Source organism: Micrococcus sp. KBS0714, assembly GCF_002008305.4.
GTDB lineage: Bacteria > Actinomycetota > Actinomycetes > Actinomycetales > Micrococcaceae > Micrococcus > Micrococcus luteus.
This window is the reverse complement of record NZ_CP042169.1, coordinates 1,962,909-1,980,333: the sequence shown is the minus strand read 5'-3', so window position 1 is coordinate 1,980,333 and position 17,425 is coordinate 1,962,909. Positions and strand designations below refer to the sequence as shown.

General features: G+C 73.1%; 18 protein-coding genes. 13 read left to right on the top strand and 5 right to left on the bottom strand.

Annotated elements, in window-relative coordinates; translation table 11 throughout:
• Window positions 1-10 precede the first annotated feature (10 nt).
• Genes topA through proC form a run of 4 tightly spaced genes read left to right on the top strand, consistent with a single transcriptional unit; the run spans window position 11 to window position 5,590 of the window.
• Window positions 11-2,845: a type I DNA topoisomerase gene (topA, locus tag B1A86_RS09065; protein WP_078026145.1), complete on the top strand. Its 2,835-nt coding sequence runs from the start codon at window positions 11-13 to the stop codon at window positions 2,843-2,845.
• Between the two features lie 5 nt (window positions 2,846-2,850).
• Window positions 2,851-3,873 (top strand): exopolyphosphatase, encoded by a 1,023-nt coding sequence (locus tag B1A86_RS09060; protein WP_002856323.1) that lies wholly within the window; start codon window positions 2,851-2,853, stop codon window positions 3,871-3,873.
• Between the two features lie 2 nt (window positions 3,874-3,875).
• Window positions 3,876-4,763, top strand: coding sequence for a sugar phosphate isomerase/epimerase (locus B1A86_RS09055; protein WP_065572453.1), 888 nt, complete (start codon window positions 3,876-3,878; stop codon window positions 4,761-4,763).
• Window positions 4,760-5,590, top strand: a complete 831-nt coding sequence (proC, locus tag B1A86_RS09050; RefSeq protein WP_063189790.1) for a pyrroline-5-carboxylate reductase — start codon at window positions 4,760-4,762, stop codon at window positions 5,588-5,590. The genes B1A86_RS09055 and proC overlap by 4 nt, the downstream gene beginning before the upstream one ends.
• Window positions 5,591-5,605: 15 nt before the next feature.
• Here the strand turns inward: proC and B1A86_RS09045 are convergent, their stop codons facing one another.
• Together B1A86_RS09045 and B1A86_RS09040 are read right to left on the bottom strand one after the other, a co-directional pair.
• Entirely contained in the window at window positions 5,606-6,283 is a 678-nt protein-coding gene (locus tag B1A86_RS09045) for a TrkA family potassium uptake protein (RefSeq protein WP_002856329.1), read from the bottom strand.
• A complete protein-coding gene (locus B1A86_RS09040; RefSeq protein ID WP_063189788.1) occupies window positions 6,276-7,751 on the bottom strand; it encodes a TrkH family potassium uptake protein in 1,476 nt (491 codons plus the stop codon). The genes B1A86_RS09045 and B1A86_RS09040 overlap by 8 nt, the downstream gene beginning before the upstream one ends.
• A gap of 136 nt (window positions 7,752-7,887) precedes the next feature.
• On the opposite strand from B1A86_RS09040, the gene B1A86_RS09035 reads away from it, so the two are divergent.
• The 3 genes from B1A86_RS09035 (at window position 7,888) to B1A86_RS09025 (ending at window position 9,769) form a co-directional block, all read left to right on the top strand.
• Complete coding sequence (locus tag B1A86_RS09035) at window positions 7,888-9,141, top strand: acetoin utilization protein AcuC (RefSeq protein ID WP_063189786.1); 1,254 nt, start codon at window positions 7,888-7,890, stop codon at window positions 9,139-9,141.
• A gap of 163 nt (window positions 9,142-9,304) precedes the next feature.
• Window positions 9,305-9,403, top strand: a complete 99-nt coding sequence (locus B1A86_RS09030) for a 30S ribosomal protein bS22 (RefSeq protein WP_005504750.1) — start codon at window positions 9,305-9,307, stop codon at window positions 9,401-9,403.
• Window positions 9,404-9,499: 96 nt separating this feature from the next.
• Window positions 9,500-9,769, top strand: a complete 270-nt coding sequence (locus B1A86_RS09025; RefSeq protein WP_063189784.1) for a glutaredoxin family protein — start codon at window positions 9,500-9,502, stop codon at window positions 9,767-9,769.
• A gap of 6 nt (window positions 9,770-9,775) precedes the next feature.
• On the opposite strand, the gene B1A86_RS09020 is transcribed toward B1A86_RS09025, so the two are convergent.
• Window positions 9,776-10,516: a hypothetical protein gene (locus tag B1A86_RS09020; protein WP_063189782.1), complete on the bottom strand. Its 741-nt coding sequence runs from the start codon at window positions 10,514-10,516 to the stop codon at window positions 9,776-9,778.
• A gap of 125 nt (window positions 10,517-10,641) precedes the next feature.
• Here B1A86_RS09020 and B1A86_RS09015 point away from each other — a divergent pair, with 125 nt between their 5' ends.
• From B1A86_RS09015 to ccsB, 5 genes are all read left to right on the top strand, one after another.
• Entirely contained in the window at window positions 10,642-11,316 is a 675-nt protein-coding gene (locus B1A86_RS09015; RefSeq protein ID WP_036336891.1) for a histidine phosphatase family protein, read from the top strand.
• Between the two features lie 144 nt (window positions 11,317-11,460).
• Complete coding sequence (locus tag B1A86_RS09010; RefSeq protein ID WP_036336892.1) at window positions 11,461-12,072, top strand: TlpA disulfide reductase family protein; 612 nt, start codon at window positions 11,461-11,463, stop codon at window positions 12,070-12,072.
• Window positions 12,073-12,088: 16 nt separating this feature from the next.
• Window positions 12,089-12,844 carry a cytochrome c biogenesis CcdA family protein gene (locus B1A86_RS09005; RefSeq protein WP_036334702.1) on the top strand — a complete coding sequence of 252 codons (756 nt, stop codon included), beginning with the start codon at window positions 12,089-12,091 and terminating at the stop codon, window positions 12,842-12,844.
• Complete coding sequence (locus B1A86_RS09000) at window positions 12,841-14,538, top strand: cytochrome c biogenesis protein ResB (RefSeq protein ID WP_138976810.1); 1,698 nt, start codon at window positions 12,841-12,843, stop codon at window positions 14,536-14,538. The genes B1A86_RS09005 and B1A86_RS09000 overlap by 4 nt, the downstream gene beginning before the upstream one ends.
• Window positions 14,539-14,540: 2 nt before the next feature.
• Window positions 14,541-15,641, top strand: a complete 1,101-nt coding sequence (gene ccsB / locus B1A86_RS08995; RefSeq protein ID WP_078025960.1) for a c-type cytochrome biogenesis protein CcsB — start codon at window positions 14,541-14,543, stop codon at window positions 15,639-15,641.
• 15 nt (window positions 15,642-15,656) lie between these two features.
• Here ccsB and B1A86_RS08990 read toward each other — a convergent pair whose 3' ends face one another.
• The gene (locus tag B1A86_RS08990) at window positions 15,657-16,061 is read right to left on the bottom strand and encodes a PLDc N-terminal domain-containing protein (RefSeq protein WP_078025959.1); all 405 of its coding nucleotides are present in this window, start codon (window positions 16,059-16,061) and stop codon (window positions 15,657-15,659) included.
• A 68-nt stretch (window positions 16,062-16,129) separates the two neighbouring features.
• Between B1A86_RS08990 and B1A86_RS08985 the strand changes: the two genes are divergently transcribed.
• Entirely contained in the window at window positions 16,130-16,405 is a 276-nt protein-coding gene (locus B1A86_RS08985) for a DUF4229 domain-containing protein (protein WP_078025958.1), read from the top strand.
• Window positions 16,406-16,462: 57 nt separating this feature from the next.
• On the opposite strand, the gene B1A86_RS08980 is transcribed toward B1A86_RS08985, so the two are convergent.
• The gene (locus B1A86_RS08980) at window positions 16,463-17,335 is read right to left on the bottom strand and encodes a 1,4-dihydroxy-2-naphthoate polyprenyltransferase (RefSeq protein ID WP_073116739.1); all 873 of its coding nucleotides are present in this window, start codon (window positions 17,333-17,335) and stop codon (window positions 16,463-16,465) included.
• Window positions 17,336-17,425: the final 90 nt, after the last annotated feature.

Sequence of the window (17,425 nt, the reverse complement as noted above, 5' to 3'; positions counted from 1 at the left end):
GAGGACCCCCTTGTCCACGTCATCCGCTTCCGTGACCGCTCCCGTGCCCGAGGGCAAGAAGCTGGTCATCGTGGAGTCCCCGGCCAAGAGCAAGTCCATCGCGAAGTACCTCAACGCGGTGGGCTCCGGCTGGGTGGTGGACTCCTCCGTGGGGCACATCCGCGACCTGCCCAAGCCCTCGGACCTGCCGGCGGACATGAAGAAGGGCCCGTTCGGGAAGTTCGCCGTGGACACGGAGCACGGCTTCACCCCGTACTACGTGGTGCACCCGGACAAGAAGAAGAAGGTCGCGGAGCTCAAGCGCGAGCTCAAGGACGCCGAGGCCCTCTACCTCGCCACGGATGCGGACCGGGAGGGCGAGGCCATCGCCTGGCACCTGCTGGACACCCTCAAGCCCACGGTGCCGGTGTACCGGATGACCTTCGGGGAGATCACCCAGGAGGGCGTGCGCCGAGGCCTGGAGAACATCCGCGAGCTGGACACGGCCCTCGTGGACGCCCAGGAGACGCGCCGCATCCTCGACCGCCTGTTCGGCTACGAGCTCTCGCCGGTGCTGTGGCGCAAGGTCTCCCGCGGGCTCTCGGCGGGCCGCGTGCAGTCGGTGGCCACCCGCCTCGTCGTCGAGCGCGAGCGGGAGCGCATGGCCTTCGTCTCCGCCCACTACTGGGGCGTGGAGGGCACCTTCACGGTGGCCGAGGGCGCGCAGGCCGCGGACGCCGTGGGCAGCTCGTTCACGGCCCGCCTCAGCACGGTGGACGGCGAGCGCGTGGCCACGGGCCGCGACTTCGACGACGCCGGGCGGCTCAAGGCCTCCGCCGGCAAGAAGGTGACCCACCTGGACGAGGCCGGCGCCCGCTCGCTGGCCGAGGGTCTGCGCGGGGCGGACTTCACGGTCGACTCGGTGGAGGACAAGCCGTACACCCGCCGCCCGGCCGCCCCCTTCACCACCTCCACGCTGCAACAGGAGGCCGCCCGCAAGCTCCGCATGAGCTCCCGCGTCTCCATGCAGGTGGCCCAGCGCCTGTACGAGAACGGCTACATCACGTACATGCGCACGGACTCGGTGAACCTCTCGCAGGAAGCCGTGCAGGCCGCCCGGCGCCAGGCCACCGAGCTCTACGGGGCGGACGCCGTGCCGGCCCAGCCGCGCGTCTACGCCAAGCGCAACGAGACCGCGCAGGAGGCCCACGAGGCCATCCGGCCCGCGGGGGACTCCTTCCGGACCCCGGCCCAGGTCAAGGCCGAGCTGCGCCCGGACGAGTTCCGCCTGTACGAGCTGATCTGGAAGCGCACCGTGGCCTCGCAGATGGCCGATGCCAAGGGCTACACCGCCACGCTGCGGCTCTCGGCCACCGCGCAGGACGGCCGCCTCGCGCAGTTCAGCGCCTCGGGCACCGTCATCACGTTCAAGGGCTTCCTCGACGCGTACGAGGAGGGTCGGGACGCCGAGGTCGACGGCGAGAACGCGGAGGCCAAGGACCGCCGCCTGCCGCAGGTGGCCCAGGGCGAGCGCCTCACCGGTGACCCGATCGAGGCCACCGGGCACGAGACCTCCCCGCCGGCCCGCTACACCGAGGCGTCGATCGTCGCCGAGCTGGAGCGCCGCGAGATCGGGCGTCCCTCCACGTACGCCCCGACGATCTCCACGATCATGGACCGCGGCTACGTGTCCAAGCGCGGCACCGCGCTCGTCCCGTCGTGGACCGCGTTCGCGGTGATCGGCCTGCTCGAGGACTACTTCGCGAAGTACGTGGACTACGACTTCACGGCCCGCATGGAGGACGACCTCGACCGGATCGCCGCGGGCGAACTCGGCCGCGAGGCCTGGCTGCAGACCTTCTACTTCGGGGCCCCCGCCGCGGAGACGGAGAAGGGCGTCGAGGGCCTCAAGCACGTGGTGGACAACCTCGGCGAGATCGACGCGCGGGCCGTGAACTCGCTGCCGATCACCGAGGACATCACCCTGCGGGTGGGCCAGTACGGTCCGTACCTGGAGCGGTCGCTGCCGGCCGACGCGGAGGCGGGCGCCACCCCGCCGCGCGCCAACGTCCCCGAGGACCTGGCCCCGGACGAGCTCACCCCGGCCAAGGCCGAGGAGCTGTTCGCCACCGCCCAGCCCTCCGAGCGCGAGCTCGGCACGGACCCGGAGACGGGCCGGACCATCGTCGCCAAGGACGGGCGCTACGGGCCCTACGTCACCGAGGTCATCCCCGAGATGACCGAGGAGGAGCTGCAGGCCTGGCTCGACGCCCAGCCCACCGAGTACTACAAGAACGGCAAGCCCAAGCCGAAGAAGAAGCCGGCCAAGGAGAAGCCCCGCACCGGCTCCCTCTTCACGAGCATGTCCGTGGACACCGTGACCCTCGAGCAGGCGCTGCAGCTGATGTCCCTGCCGCGCGTCGTGGGCGCGGACGCCGAGGGCGAGGTCATCACCGCCCAGAACGGCCGCTTCGGGCCCTACCTGAAGAAGGGCTCGGACTCGCGCTCGCTCGAGTCCGAGGACCAGATCTTCAGCATCACGCAGGAGCAGGCCCTCGAGATCTACGCCCAGCCGAAGCAGCGTGGCCGCGGGGCCGCCAAGCCGCCGCTGGCCGAGTTCGGCGAGGACCCGGTCTCCGGCAAGAAGGTCACTGTGAAGGAGGGCCGCTTCGGCCCGTACATCACGGACGGCGTCACCAACATCACCGTCCCGCGCGGCCGCCGGCCCGAGGAGCTCACGGCGGAGGAGGCCTACCAGCTGCTCGCGGACAAGCGCGCCAAGGGCCCGGCCACCCGCGGCGGTGCCAAGAAGCCGGCGGCGCGCAAGGCCCCGGCCAAGAAGACCACCGCGCGGAAGAAGGCCTGAGCGCCATGCGCCTCGGCGTCCTGGACATCGGCTCCAACACCGTTCACCTGCTGCTCGTGGACGCCCACCCGGGGGCCCGCCCCGTCGCCTACGCGGAGCACAAGCGCTCCCTCCCGCTGATCCGCTACCAGGACGCCGACGGGGCGATCACGGAGGAGGGTCAGCGGGAGCTCGTGGACTTCGTCCGTGAGGCCGCCGCGTTCGCGGAGGAGCACCGGGCGGAGGACATGATCTCGTTCTGCACCTCGGCGATCCGCGAGTCCGCGAACGGCGCCGCCGTGCTGGCCCGCGTGCAGGCCGAGACCGGTGTGCACCTCTCCGAGCTCACGGGGGACCAGGAGTCGGCCATGACGTACTTCGCCGTGCGCCGCTGGCAGGGCTGGGACGCCGGCTCCATCCTGAACTTCGACATCGGCGGCGGCTCCTTCGAGATCGCCTACGGCCAGGACGAGCTGCCCTCGCACGCCCTGTCCCTGCCGCTGGGCGCCGGCCGCCTCACCCGCGACTGGGTGCCCGAGGACCCGCCCAGCCCCAAGGCGGTGAAGAAGCTCCGCAAGCACGTGGAGAAGCGACTCGAGGAGGCGTACACGGTCTTCCCGCGCATCGAGTCGCCCGTGGTGGTCACCGCCACCTCGAAGACGTTCCGCTCCCTCGCCCGGATCACCGGGGCGGCGCCGTCGGCGGCGGGGCCCTTCGTGAAGCGGCACCTGCGCGCGGACGACCTGCACCTGTGGGTGAACCGCCTCGCGGCGATGACCATCGCGGAGCGGGCGGAGCTGCCCGGCGTCTCGGACGTGCGCGCGCACCAGGTGTTCGCGGGGGCGATCGTCGCGCTGACGGCCATGCGCACGTTCGGCATCGCCCAGCTCGAGATCTGCCCGTGGGCGCTGCGCGAGGGCCTGATCCTCAACCGCCTCGACGCGCTCATGCTCGAGGGCCACCTCACCCGGGACGGCCTGCCCGGCGTCGGCCACGTGAACCTCAACCCGGACACCCTCCTGCCGGGACTGAGCCTGGGGGTGCGCTGAGCATGGCGGACGCCACCGCGCACCTGGCCCCCGCGGCGCGCTTCGGCGCGGACATCCCCGTGACCCTGTCCTCCTCGTCCGTGTTCCCCCTGGGCACCCAGGACGTGTTCGCCACCGCCGAGGACCTCGGCTACGACGGCGTGGAGGTCATGGTCACGCACAACGCGTGGAGCCAGGACGCGCGGCGGCTGACGCGGCTGTCCGAGCGTCACGGGATGCCCATCGACTCCATCCACGCCCCCACCCTGCTGTTCACGCAGCAGGTCTGGGGCTCCGCGTGGTCCAAGATCCGCCGCTCCGTGGAGCTGGCGCAGGCCGTGGGTGCGGCCACCGTGGTCGCCCACCCGCCGTTCCGCTGGCAGGGCACGTACGCGGTGCGCTTCGCCGAGGGCATCCACGAGCTCATGGCGGAGACCGGCGTGGTGATCGCGGTGGAGAACATGTACCCGTGGCGGGCCTACGGCCGCGAGGCCAAGATGTACCTGCCGCACTGGAACCCGCTGCCCGAGCCGTACGAGCACATCTGCTGGGACTTCTCCCACGCGGCCATCGCGCGGGCGGACTCCCTGGCGGCCGTCCGCGAGCTCGGCCCGCGGCTGCGGCACGTCCACCTCACCGACGGCAACGACTCCGGCAAGGACGACCACCTGGTCCCCGGCGAGGGCACGCAGCGCGTGGCCGAGACCCTGCGCCACCTGGCGGCCGAGGGCCTGGCCGGTGCGGTGTGCGTGGAGGTGGGCACCCGCGGCGTGGAGTACGCGGGCCAGCGCGAGGAGAAGCTGGCCGCCTCGCTCGCCTTCGCGCGCGAGCACCTGGCCGCCGGCGGGACCGACCACCACGACGACGACGGCGTTCCGCGCCCGACCACGAAGGAGACGGACCGACCATGAAGCTGACCATCCTGGGCCTGGGCACCATGACCGGCGCGATCCTCGCCGGAGCCCTCGACGCCGGCGCCGTGCGCGCCGAGGACGTCACCGCCACCACCCGCTCCGCCGCCTCCGCCGAGAAGGCCGCCGCGCAGCACGGCGTCACCGTGACCTCCCAGGAGCGGGACGAACGCGCCAACCATGCCGCGGTCGCTGAGGCGGACATCGTCCTGGTGGGCGTGAAGCCGAAGGACATGGTCGCCACCCTCACGGACCTGGCGTCGTCGCTGCGCCCCGAGACCGTGGTGGTGTCCGTGGCAGCCGGCGTCACCGCCGCGACCATGGCCGCCGTGCTGCCGGCGGGGCAGCCGATCGTGCGGACCATGCCGAACACGCCCCTGACGGTGGGCTCCGGCGTCGTGGGCGTGGCCCCCGGGCCGGGCGTCACCGAGGAGCAGGCCACCGCCGTGCGCGCTCTCTTCGAGGGCTCCGGCCTGGTGGTGCCGGTGGCCGAGGAGCAGCTCTCCGCCGTGGTGGCCACCGCCGGCTCCGCCCCGGCCTACGTGTTCCTGCTGGCCGAGCTGATCGCCGCCCACGGTGCGGAGATGGGACTGGACGCCGCCTCCGCCGAGGCCATGGCCGCGGCCACCGTCAAGGGCGCCGGCATCATGCTCCAGCAGGAGGGGGCCAGGGCCGGGGCTCTGCGCAAGGCCGTGATGAGCCCGAACGGCACCACTGAGAAGGCCGTGGAGGCGTTCCTGGACGGCGGCATGGGCGACCTCGTGAACCGTGCCATGGACGCGGCCGCGCAGCGCGACAGGGAGATGGCCGAGGAGTTCGGGGCCTGACGGCTCCGGCGTGCCTCAGGGCCGGGCGGCGAACCGGTCGATGAGGTCGGTGTGGCCCGAGACGATGAGGGTGTCGCGCGGGCCCACCCGGGTGTCCGGCTGGGCGTAGGTGAAGTCCTCGCCCGGGGTCTTCACGCCCACCACGGTCACGCCGTACTTGGAGCGCACGTGGGACTCGGCGAGCGTGAAGCCCACGCACTCGGCCGGCGGGTACATCTTCACGATCGCGAAGTCGTCGTCGAACTCGATGAAGTCGAGCATGCGCCCGTTCACGAGGTGGGCGGCGCGCACGCCGGCGTCGTGCTCCGGGAAGATCACATGGTTCGCCCCGATCCGCTTGAGGATCGTGCCGTGCGCCTCGCTGATCGCCTTCACCCAGATGTGCGGGATCTCCAGGTCCACGAGGTTCACGGTGATCAGCACCGATGCCTCGATGGAGGTGCCCACGCCGACCACCGCCGTCGAGAAGTCCTGCGCACCGAGCTGGCGCAGGGCCTCGGAGTCGGTGGCGTCCGCCTCCACCACGTGGGTCAGCGAGGGGGCGTAGCGCTGCACGAGGACGGGGTCCCGCTCGACGGCGAGCACCTCGCGCCCCTGTGCGACGAGCTCCTCGGCCGTGGCGGCGCCGAAGCGGCCCAGCCCCACGACGAGCACGGGGGCGTTGGGATCGGTGCGCTGCGGGGTGTCAGCCAATGACCGGCCTCTCGACGGGGTAGCGGTAGAGCACGCGCCGCTGGCGCAGGGCCAGGGCGGCGGCGAACGTGATCGTACCAACGCGGCCCGCGAACATCATGGCCGTCAGGACGTACTTGCCGGCCGGTGGGCTCTCCGCGGAGACGCCCACGGAGAGCCCGCACGTGCCGAACGCGGAGATCACCTCGAACAGGGGTCGCTGGAGGGACTCGTCGGTGATGTGCACCAGCGCCAGAGTGGCCACGAGCACGAGGGTGGCCCCGAGTGCGAGCACCGCGATGGCCACGCGCAGGGACTCGGGGGCGATCGTGCGGCCGTGCGCCGTCACCTCGCGGTCGCCGCGCGCCTCCGCCACGATCGCGAGGAACATGATCGCCAGCGTGGTCACCTTGATGCCGCCCGCGGTGGAGGCGGACCCGCCGCCCACGAACATCAGCGCGTCCATGAGCAGCAGGGACTCGGGCCGGTGCGCGTTCGTGTCGTCGATCGCGAAGCCGCCGGAGCGGGTCATCACGGAACCGAAGAGCGAGTGCCCGACCCGCTGCCAGAAGCCCATCCCGGCCTGGGTCGCCGGGTTGCCCGCCTCGAAGAAGAAGAGGGCGACGGCGCCGAGCACCAGCAGCGCCAGCGTCACCTCGACCGTGAGCTTGGTGTGCAGGTTCCACTCCCGGAATCGCCACCCCTTCTCCAGCAGCACCATGACCACGGGGAAGCCGAGCGCGCCGAGGAACACACCGACGCCGAGCACCGTGATGATCACCGGGTCGTGCATGATCTCCGGCAGGCCGTCCACGTGCAGGGTGAACCCCGCGTTGTTGAAGGCGCTGACCGAGTAGAAGACCCCGTGCCACAGGCCGGTGAGCCACGAGCCGGAGATGGCCGCGAACCGCGGCACGAGGACGAGCGCCAGCGCGGCCTCGGCGGTCAGCACCGTCACGACGACGACGCGCAGCAGCTGGCCGACCTCGCCGAGACTGCCGGAGGTCATGCCCGCCTGCTGCGTCGCCAGCTTCGACCTCAGGCCCAGATGCCGGGAGACGGCCAGCGTGAGCAGCGAGGCAATCGAGAGGATGCCCAGGCCGCCGATCTGGATGGCCACGAGGATGATCACCTGGCCCGCGGGGGACCAGTGCGCGGCCGTGTTGACGGTGGTCAGACCGGTCACGGAGAAGGCGGAGACCGCGGTGAACATGGCGTCGTGCAGGGGGGTGGCGTGGCCGTCCGCCGCGGCCCACGGCAGGGCGAGGAGCCCGGTGAACACCAGGGCCATGAGGGCGAAGGCGGAGAGGGCGGCGCGGGCCGGGGAGCCGCCCACCACCGAGCTGACGGCGCGGCCCGAGCGCCGCAGCACCGTGCGCAGGTCGGTCGAGGACTCCAGCGTGGAGGCCTGGCCGGGCCGGGGGAGGCCGCCGGGCCGGCGCACCCCGCCGTGTCGGCGGGCGTGCGGAGTCGGACGGGGACCTGCCACGGGGCACCTCCTGCACGGGGGACGGGAAACGGACCGGCTCCCAGTATCGCGCGCGCCGTGGCCCGCGCGTCACGCGGGCGAGACATCCGAGGCGATCGTCGCCACCGTGCCGCCCGGAGCCCTAGGCTGGACCGTGATGAGCACCACGTCCACCCCTCCCGCTCCCACCCCCGCTGCTGTGGTGTGGGACTCCAGCCTGCTCCGCTACCGGTTCAGCGCGGAGCACCCGATGGCGCCCCTGCGGCTGGATCTCACGCACCGGCTCGTGGAGGCGTTCGGCCTGCTGGACGCGCCCCACGTGCGGATCGTGGAGCCGCCCGTGGCCACGGACGAGCAGCTCGCCCTCGTCCACGACCCCGAGTACGTCGCCGCCGTCCGCCGGGCCGCGGCGACGTCGTCGGCCGAGGACGGCCGCTTCGGCCTGGGCACCGAGGACTGTCCCGTGTTCCCGGACCTGCACGAGTCCGCCGCCCGGATCGCGGGCGGCTCCCTCGTCGCCGCGGAGGCGATCTGGTCCGGCGAGGTGGACCGCGCCGTGAACTTCGCCGGCGGCATGCACCACGCCGCCCGGTCCTCGGCGTCCGGGTTCTGCATCTACAACGACTGCGCCGTGGCCATCCAGCGCCTGCTGGACCTCGGCGCGGAGCGCGTGGCCTACGTCGACGTGGACGCGCACCACGGCGACGGCACGCAGTCGATCTTCTACGACGACCCCCGCGTGCTCACCATCTCCCTGCACGAGACGGGCATCAGCCTGTTCCCGGGCACGGGCTTCGCCAACGAGATCGGCGGCTCGGCCGCCCAGGGCACGGCGGTGAACGTCGCGCTGCCCCCGCGCACCGGTGACGCCGGCTTCCTGCGCGCCGCCCACGCCGTGGTCCCGCCCCTGCTGGAGGCGTTCGCCCCGGACGTGCTGGTCAGCCAGCACGGCTGCGACGGCCACCTCACGGACCCGCTCGCCGACCTGCGGCTGAGCGTGGACGGCCAGCGCCAGCTCGCATTCGACGTCGGCGACTGGGCCGACCGGTTCGCGTACGGCCGGTGGCTGGCCACCGGGGGCGGCGGCTACAACCCGCTGCGGGTGGTGCCGCGCGCGTGGGCCCACCTGACCGCCGCCGTCCTGCAGACCCCGATCCCCGTGAGGAGCGAGATCCCCGCCGCCTGGATCGAGCACGTCCGGGCCCTCACCGCGGACGAGCTGACCGGGGACATGTCCGTGCACGAGGGGGACGACGCCGAGCGGATCCCCACCGTGATGGGCGAGGACGCGGACGTGTGGTGGCGCTCGTGGGAGGTGGGCTACGACCCGGCCGACCCGGTGGACCAGTCGATCATGGCCACGCGCCGCGAGGTGTTCCCGCTGCACGGGCTCGACCCCTGGTTCGACTGAGCCGGTCCCCGTCCCGGTTCGACCGGGGCCCGTGCGGCCGGTATTGTGGCCGAGAACGTTTCCAGGCGTTCCACATCCGGTGGAATGCGGGTCGGCGTGTCCGGCGCCCCGGATGCCTGCGGTCCCACGACCGCCGACCCTCGCCCCGATTCAAGGAGTCCCCATGGGATCTGTGATCAAGAAGCGCCGCAAGCGCATGTCGAAGAAGAAGCACCGCAAGCTGCTTCGCAAGACCCGTCACCAGCGTCGCAACAAGAAGTGACGCCCGCGCCCTCCGGGCGCTGACGAGACGAAGCCGCCGTCCCCTTCCGGGGGGACGGCGGCTTCGTCGTGGACGGCGATCCGTAGAGTGGGGGCCATGACCGCCGACCTGCCCGCCGCCACCGCCCGCGTCCAGCTGCTCGTGAAGCCCGGCTGTCACCTGTGCGCCGAGGCCGAGGCCACGGTGGTGCAGGTGTGCGACGCGCGGGGCGAGGCCTGGGAGGCCGTGGACGGGGCCGCGCACCCGGACCTGCTCGAGCGCTTCGTGGACGAGGTGCCCGTGCTCTTCGTGGACGGCGTCCAGCGCGACTTCTGGCGCGTGGACCCGGCCCGCCTGGGCCGGCTCCTGGACGCCCCGCGGGCCTGAGCGGGCTCAGCGGCGCGCGAAGCGCTGCCAGGTCTTCAGCCGCATGTACTCCGTGGCGTCCGGGCGGTAGGCGAGCACGATGCCGGCGACGCCGAGGCCCACCCACACGAGGTCCAGCGGGCTGAACGCCCCCATCACGGCGTTGGAGACCAGCACCAGCACGGACAGGGACGCCAGCACCGTTCCGACGATGCGCGCGGCGCGCGAGCCGCCGCGGATCGCGAACGCCACCCACAGGTAGACGAGGAACGCGAGCACGCCGAACACGGCCGCCGTCGTGGCGAGGGCCGGGAGCATCCCGTCCATCATGGTGCGCATCTGCTCCGCCTGGTCGGCGGGCAGATTCATCTGTTCGACGGACCGGTCCAGCTCCTGCTGGATCGCGACCTGGCCCTCCGGCTGGGTGATGGCGAAGGCCGCCAGCAGGGTCGTCGCCAGCAGCAGGAGGCCGCCCGAGACGATCAGCCAGAACGCGGCCGTCAGGGAGCGCGGCCGCGGGGGCAGCTCGACCGGGCCGGGAGACTGCCAGCCGGCGGGGCCGTGGGGGGAGGGGGCCTGGGGCATCCCCGCCTGGCCCGGGGCGCCGTACGGAGCCGCCGGCGGTGCGCCGTAGGGGTTCTGGCCGTACGGGCTCGCGCCCGCCGGGTCAGGGGAGCCCGGGGTCGGCCCCTGCGGGGCGGCGCCGTAGGGGTCGGTGCCGTACGGGTTCTGGCTGCCGTGGGGATCGGTGGGCGAGGTGCCGGACATGGGGCCTCCTAGCGACGCCGACGCTCGCGGCGTCTCGGTGCGGACGGGGGTGGCGGCGCGGTCGCGCCGAGCTGTGCCCCACGCTACCGCCGGAGCCACCGGCCCGCCTCTGCCAGACTGGCCCCATGCAGACGCTCGCCACCGTCCACCTGGTCCGCCACGGAGAAGTCCACAACCCCGACCGTGTCCTCTACGGCCGCCTGCCGGAGTTCGGGCTCTCGGAGCTCGGCCACGAGATGGCCCGGGGCGTGGCCGCGTGGTTCGCGGAGCGCGCCGCGCAGACCGGCCGGGCGCCCGCCGTCGTCGCCGCCTCCCCGCTGACCCGCGCGCAGCAGACCGCCGCGCCCCTCGCGGCCGCGTTCGACCTGCCGCTGGTCACCGAGCCCGACCTGATCGAGGCGGAGAACGCCTTCGAGGGCATGTCCCAGGTGGCGGCGTCGCTGAAGCGGAACCCGCGGCTGTGGCCCCGGCTGCGCAATCCCCTGCGCCCGTCCTGGGGCGAGCCGTACCGCGCGCAGGCCGCCCGGATGCTGGCCGTCGTCGACCGGCTCCGCGGCGAGGCCGTGGCCGCCGACGGGCCCGGCGCCGAGTCCGTGCTCGTCTCGCACCAGCTGCCGATCTGGGTGACGCGCCTGGCCGTCGAGGGCCGTCCGCTGTGGCACGACCCGCGCCGCCGCGAGTGCTCGCTGACCTCCGTGACCTCGCTCGTGTACGAGGAGGGGCGCGGGGTGCCGCGCGTCGAGTACCACGAGCCGAACCAGGCCCTGCTCAAGGACGCCTCCTCCCTGCCGGGCGCCTGAGACGGCCGGCGTCGACGACGCCGGCCGCAGCCTCCCACGGGGTGGGGGTGTGACGTCCAGGGTTCAGTCAGAATGCGGGGCGGACAGTAGACTCCCCAGGTACCCGGAATCCAGCCCCGCGCGTCCCCTGGAGGGCAGCCCGCCATGCAGACCCCCCGTCCGTCCCGTCGCACCGTGCTGACCGGCCTCTCGCTGCTCGGCCTCGCGCCCGTCCTCGCGGCGTGCTCGGGGGACGACTCGCTGACGCGGCAGGCCGGCAACGCGGACGGCAAGAACTACATCGCCGGCGACGGCTCCGTCCTGGAGATCGCCCCCGCCGAGCGCGGCGCCCCCGTGGAGTTCGCCGCCGAGCTCTTCGACGGCACCCCCGTGACCGGCGCGAGCCTGCGCGGCACCCCCGCCCTGCTGAACTTCTGGTACGCCGCCTGCGCGCCGTGCCGCGTCGAGGCCCCCCACCTCGTCTCCCTGCACGAGCAGTTCGCCCCGCAGGGGGTGCGGTTCCTCGGTGTGAACGTCCGGGACACCGTCACCACCGCGCAGGCCTTCGAGCGCACCTTCGAGATCCCCTACCCGTCCATCGAGGACGCCCGCGGGGAGGTGCTCCTGAACATGACCGACTACGTGCCCCCGCAGGCCGTGCCCTCCACCCTCGTCCTGGACGTCGAGGGCCGCGTGGCCGCCCGCGTGCTCGGCGCCGTGGAGGAGTCCACCCTGCGCGCCCTGCTCACCACCGTGGTGGACGAGGCCGCGGCCTGACCCGGCCGCCGTGTCCATGCAGAGCAACCCCTTCGCCGAGATCGCCCTCGACGGCTCCCTGCTGCTGGCCGCGCCGATCGCCGTGCTGGCCGGCCTGATCTCCTTCCTCTCCCCGTGCGTGCTGCCGCTCGTGCCCGGCTACCTCGGGTACGTCACCGGCCTCGGCGGGGACGTGCTCACCAGCCGCCGCCGCGGGCGCCTCGTGCTCGGCTCCGTGCTGTTCGTGCTCGGGTTCGCCGTGGTGTTCGTGGGCATCACCGTGGTGTTCACCCAGGCCATGGTCTGGCTGCGGCGCGACGGCGCCTGGGTCACCCCCGTGCTCGGCGTGCTCGTGATGCTCATGGGCCTCGTGTTCCTCGGCGGCGGCGGCCGGCTTCAGCAGGAGCGCCGCGTCCACTTCAAGCCCGCCGCCGGCCTGGTCGGCGCGCCCCTGCTGGGCATGACCTTCGGCCTGGGCTGGGCGCCGTGCATCGGCCCCACCATGGCCGCCGTCCTGGCCATGTCCACGGCCAGCTCCGGCTCCGTGGGCCGCGGCGCCCTGCTCGCCTTCCTCTACTGCCTCGGCCTGGGCCTGCCGTTCGTGCTCATGGCCCTCGGCATGGAGCGCGGCATGCGGGCGGTCGGGTTCTTCACGCGGCACCGCGTGCTGATCATGCGCCTCGGCGGCGCCCTGCTGATCGCGCTGGGCCTGCTCATGGTCACCGGCGTCTGGACCGCCTGGACCACGCAGCTGCAGCTGTGGTTCGCCAACGAATGGGAGATGCCCCTGTGAGCTCCAAGGCCGCCCGGACGCGCTCCGAGCCCGTCACCCTGCCGCGCCTCGGCCTGGCGGGCACCCTGCGCTGGATCTGGACCCAGCTGACCAGCATGAGCACCGCGCTCATGCTGCTGCTCCTGCTCGCCGTCGCCGCCGTGCCCGGCTCCCTCGTGCCCCAGCGCCGTGCCGGCCCCGAGATCGTGGACCAGTGGATCGAGGACAACCCCGTGTGGGGCCCCGTCCTGGACGCCCTGCAGTTCTTCGACGTCTACAACTCCGTCTGGTTCTCGGCCATCTACCTGCTGCTGTTCGTCTCCCTCGTGGGCTGCGTGTGGCCGCGCGCCATCCAGCACGCCAAGGCCCTGCGCCAGCCCCCGGCCCGCACCCCCCGCAACCTGACGCGCCTGCCGGCCTCCGGCGTCGTCGTCCTCGAGGAGGGCGGCCCGAGCCCCGAGGAGGCCGTGGCCAGAGCCCAGGCGTGGCTGCGCAAGCGCCGCTACCGCGTGGAGCGGCGCCTCGAGGCCGGCGGCGCGTCCGTGGGCGCCGAGCGCGGATACCTGCGCGAGATCGGCAACATCCTGTTCCACGTCTCGCTGATCGGCGTGCTCGTGTTCATGGCCTACGGCGGCATGACCAAGTACGGCGGGCAGAAGATCATCGTGGAGGGCGAGGGCTTCGCCAACAACCTCGTGGCCTACGACTCCTTCACCCCCGGCACCTACTTCAGCGCGGACGACCTCCAGCCGTTCTCCCTCACCCTCGACTCCTTCGACGCCGTGTTCGACCGCGAGTCCGAGACCCACTACGGCCAGCCGCTGGACTACACCGCCGTCATGGACGTCCGAGAGGGCTCCGGCGGCGAGCTCCAGCGCCAGATCCTCAAGGTCAACCAGCCGCTGGACATCGACGGCGTGCGCGTCTACCTCGTGGGCAACGGCTACGCGCCCGTGGTGACCATCCGCGACGGCGCCGGGGACGTGGCCTTCCAGGGCCCCGTGGTCACCCGCGTGTTCGACCAGAACTACGGCTCGCAGGCCACCATCAAGGTCCCCGACGCGCGGCCGGACCAGCTGGGCTTCGTCGGCTTCTTCCTGCCCTCGGCGGTGGAGGACGAGGAAGGCGCCGCGTTCTCCGCGGACCCCGAGCTGCTCAACCCGGAGCTGCAGCTGAACTCGTACTACGGGGACCTCGGCCTGGACACCGGCCGCCCGCAGAACGTGTACGTGCTGGACACCGCATCCCTCACCGAGCTCAACAGCCGCACCAACGAGAACGGCGGCATCGTGCTCAGCCCGGGCCAGACGTACGAGCTGCCCGAGGGCAAGGGCTCCATCAGCTTCGACGGCGTCCGCCGCTACGTCGGCCTGGACATCCACTACGACCCGGGCAAGTGGGGCGTCGGCGTGTTCGCCGGCACCGCCCTGCTCGGCCTGGCGATCAGTCTGTTCGTCCGCCGCCGCCGCGTGTGGGTGCGTGCCCGCACCGACGACGACGGCCGCACCCGCGTGGAGTACGCGCTGCTCGCCCGCGGCGAGGAGTTCGGTCTCCACGAGGAGCACGTGGCCCTGCGCGCCGCCATGGAGAAGTGGTGGCCCATCGTCGCCGCCACCGAGACGGCCGACGACGCCGCGGCCGGTGCCGCCCCCCAGTCCACCCCCACCGCCCCCGAGACCCCCGCCGGCCCCGCCGACGCCCGATCAGGAGACTGACAGTGTTCAACCCCACGGCCCCCGTGAACGAGCAGCTGGCGCTGTACAGCGACCTCTTCATGCTCATCGCCGCGCTCGTGTACGCGGCGGCGTTCATCCTGTTCACCATCGACATGGCCACCGCCTCGGCCACCATCCGCCGCCTCGAGGCCGACCTCGCGGCCCAGCGCGGGCAGGTGCGCACCGCTCCGGCCCGCGAGACCGTGGGGGCCGCCGTCGGCGGGTCCACGGCGGTCGGCGCGAGCGCCTCCGACGCGGCCCGTCCGACCGGCGCCGCCGAGCGCGGCGTCGACGCGGACGGCGCCCTCGTGGACGAGGACATGGACTACACGGGCGGCGGCCGCCGCCCGGTCGCCAACGTGGCGGTGGCCGTGCTGGCCGTCGGCTGGGCGCTGCACGCGTTCGCCGTCGTCGCCCGCGGCCTCGCCGCCTCCCGCGTGCCGTGGGGCAACCTGTACGAGTTCATGACCACGGGCGCGCTCGTGATCACGACCGTCTACCTGCTGTTCCTCTTGCGCAAGGATCTGCGCTTCGTGGGCACGTTCGTCACCGGCATCGTCGTGGCGATGATGTGCGCGGCCACCATGGGCTTCCCGACGCCGGTGGGCCACCTCCAGCCGCCGCTGCAGACGCCGTGGCTCGTCATCCACGTGTCCATCGCCGTGCTTGCCAGCTCGCTGTTCGCGCTGACCGCCGCGATGTCCGTGCTGCAGCTGGTGCAGGACCGCGCGGAGAAGCGCGCTGCGGCGGGCGAGCGCTCGTGGGCGTTCCTGCGCCTCGTGCCGGCCGCGCAGGGGCTGGAGAACTGGTCCTACCGCCTCAACGCCGTCGGCTTCGTCATGTGGACCTTCACGCTGATCGCCGGCGCCATCTGGGCCGAGGCCGCGTGGGGCCGCTACTGGAACTGGGACACCAAGGAGGTCTGGACCTTCGTGATCTGGGTGGTCTACGCGGCGTACCTGCACGCCCGCGCCACCCGCGGCTGGACCGGTGCCCGCGCCGCGTGGCTGAGCATCGTCGGCTTCGCGTGCATCGTGTTCAACTACACGATCGTCAACACGTACTTCCCGGGCCTGCACTCGTACGCGGGTCTGCCCGGCTGAGTCCGGCGGGGCCCCTCAGGCACGCGGCCCGTCGCCGTCCGGGTCGGCGTCGTCGTCGCCCTGCTCCCGACGACGGCGCAGCTCCTCCTCGCGGGCGCGCAGCTCGGCCTCGCGGCGGTCCAGGTCCTGCTCGCGGGCGACCTGGCGGCGCTGCACGCGCAGGCTGCGCAGGAACGCCTCGTCGTCGTCCGGGGCCCCGGTGGGTCGGGGCGCGGGGCGGCCGCCCGCGCCGGCCGGGCGAGCGCGCCCGAGCAGCAGCCACAGCAGCGGCCCCACGAGCGGCACCAGCACGATGACCGCCACCCACGCCGCCTTCGGCAGGCTGCGCACCTCGCGGGCGGGGGTCAGCAGCGCCTCGAACAGCGCGTAGAGGGTCAGACCCGCGAGGATGATCGCGGCGGGGATGATGAAACGGCCCATCCCGCCAGTCTAGGCGCGGGCTGTGGGGTCGGCGGGCGGGCGGGCGTCCCTGCTCGTAGGATGGACCGGTGCGCATCTTCTTCTACGGTCTGGTCCGCGTGGTCCTCTTCGTCGCCCTGTGGGCGCTGTTCTACTACGTGATGGACCTCTGGATGATCTTCGCGGTGATCGCAGCGGCGATCCTGGCGTTCGCCGTCAGCTACCTCTTCCTCGACCGCCTGCGCACGGGGGCCACCGAGGACCTGTCCGCCGCGTGGGAGGGCCGCCCGGGCCGCCGGGGCCGCACCGAGACCGCCGACGCGGACGCCGAGGACGCCTACACCGAGGGCCGGTTCCGCGAGTGAGCCCCGCGGGGCGACGGGGCGGATGCCGCCGCCGGCGCCGCCGTCATCCCGTGCGGCTCAGAGCAGCGCGCCGAGGGTGAACGTGATCGCGTAGACGATCCCGATCACGCCGGTCGCGCGCAGCACCGGGATCAGCGCCCGGCGGTCGTCGGCGCGCAGCACCGTGCGGATCGGCCGGATCGCGAGCAGGCCGCCGATCGGCACGAGCAGCAGCCCCGGGTGCACCGCCACCCAGAACAGCGGCAGCAGCAGGGCGACGGCCAGCATGACGCCGTAGGACGCCCGCGCGGGTCCGTCGCCCAGGCGGGCGGCCAGCGTCATCTTCCCGACCTCGCGGTCCGTGGGGATGTCCCGGATGTTGTTGGCCATGAGCAGGGCCGTGGAGATCAGCCCGCAGCCGATCGCGCCGGCCCAGGCCAGGCCGCTGACGGCGTCGGCCTGGGTGTACGTGGTGCCGAGGACGGCCACCAGCCCGAAGAACACGAACACGAACACCTCGCCGAGGCCGAGGTACCCGTACGGCCGCTTCCCGCCGGTGTAGAACCACGCGGCCAGCACGCAGGCGACGCCGACCAGCAGGAACCACCAGTGCCCCGAGAGCAAGATGAGTCCCAGGCCGGCCAGCCCGGCGAGGCCGAAGAACGCGAAGGCCGCCTGCTTCACCCGGGCCGCGGGCACGAGCCCGGAGACGGTGAGCCGGAAGGGGCCGACACGCTCGTCGTCGGTGCCGCGGATGCCGTCCGAGTAGTCGTTGGCGTAGTTCACGCCGATCTGCAGCGCGAGCGACACCACGAGGGCCAGCAGCGCCGCGCCGAGGTGGAAGGAGCCGAGCTCCGCGGCGGCGGCCGAACCGACGATCACGGGGGCGATCGCCATGGGCAGCGTGCGCGGGCGCGCGGCGGCGACCCACTGGGAGAGCGTGGCGGCCATGGGCGGGGGTTCCTCCTGGGGAGCGGGGTGGGCAGCGGTCCGCAGCGGGCCGGGTCGACGGCGGCGCGCGGCCGGGGCCCGACGTCGGCC

Coding starts and splice junctions, on each gene's coding strand:
- B1A86_RS09025 (WP_063189784.1), top strand. CDS start 9,500: ATGACCGCCGACCTGCCCGCCGCCACCGCCCGCGTCCAGCTGCTCGTG.
- B1A86_RS09020 (WP_063189782.1), bottom strand. CDS start 10,516: ATGTCCGGCACCTCGCCCACCGATCCCCACGGCAGCCAGAACCCGTAC.
- B1A86_RS09005 (WP_036334702.1), top strand. CDS start 12,089: ATGCAGAGCAACCCCTTCGCCGAGATCGCCCTCGACGGCTCCCTGCTG.
- proC (WP_063189790.1), top strand. CDS start 4,760: ATGAAGCTGACCATCCTGGGCCTGGGCACCATGACCGGCGCGATCCTC.
- B1A86_RS08990 (WP_078025959.1), bottom strand. CDS start 16,061: ATGGGCCGTTTCATCATCCCCGCCGCGATCATCCTCGCGGGTCTGACC.
- B1A86_RS09035 (WP_063189786.1), top strand. CDS start 7,888: ATGAGCACCACGTCCACCCCTCCCGCTCCCACCCCCGCTGCTGTGGTG.
- B1A86_RS09015 (WP_036336891.1), top strand. CDS start 10,642: ATGCAGACGCTCGCCACCGTCCACCTGGTCCGCCACGGAGAAGTCCAC.
- B1A86_RS09030 (WP_005504750.1), top strand. CDS start 9,305: ATGGGATCTGTGATCAAGAAGCGCCGCAAGCGCATGTCGAAGAAGAAG.
- B1A86_RS09055 (WP_065572453.1), top strand. CDS start 3,876: ATGGCGGACGCCACCGCGCACCTGGCCCCCGCGGCGCGCTTCGGCGCG.
- B1A86_RS09010 (WP_036336892.1), top strand. CDS start 11,461: ATGCAGACCCCCCGTCCGTCCCGTCGCACCGTGCTGACCGGCCTCTCG.
- B1A86_RS09060 (WP_002856323.1), top strand. CDS start 2,851: ATGCGCCTCGGCGTCCTGGACATCGGCTCCAACACCGTTCACCTGCTG.
- B1A86_RS08980 (WP_073116739.1), bottom strand. CDS start 17,335: ATGGCCGCCACGCTCTCCCAGTGGGTCGCCGCCGCGCGCCCGCGCACG.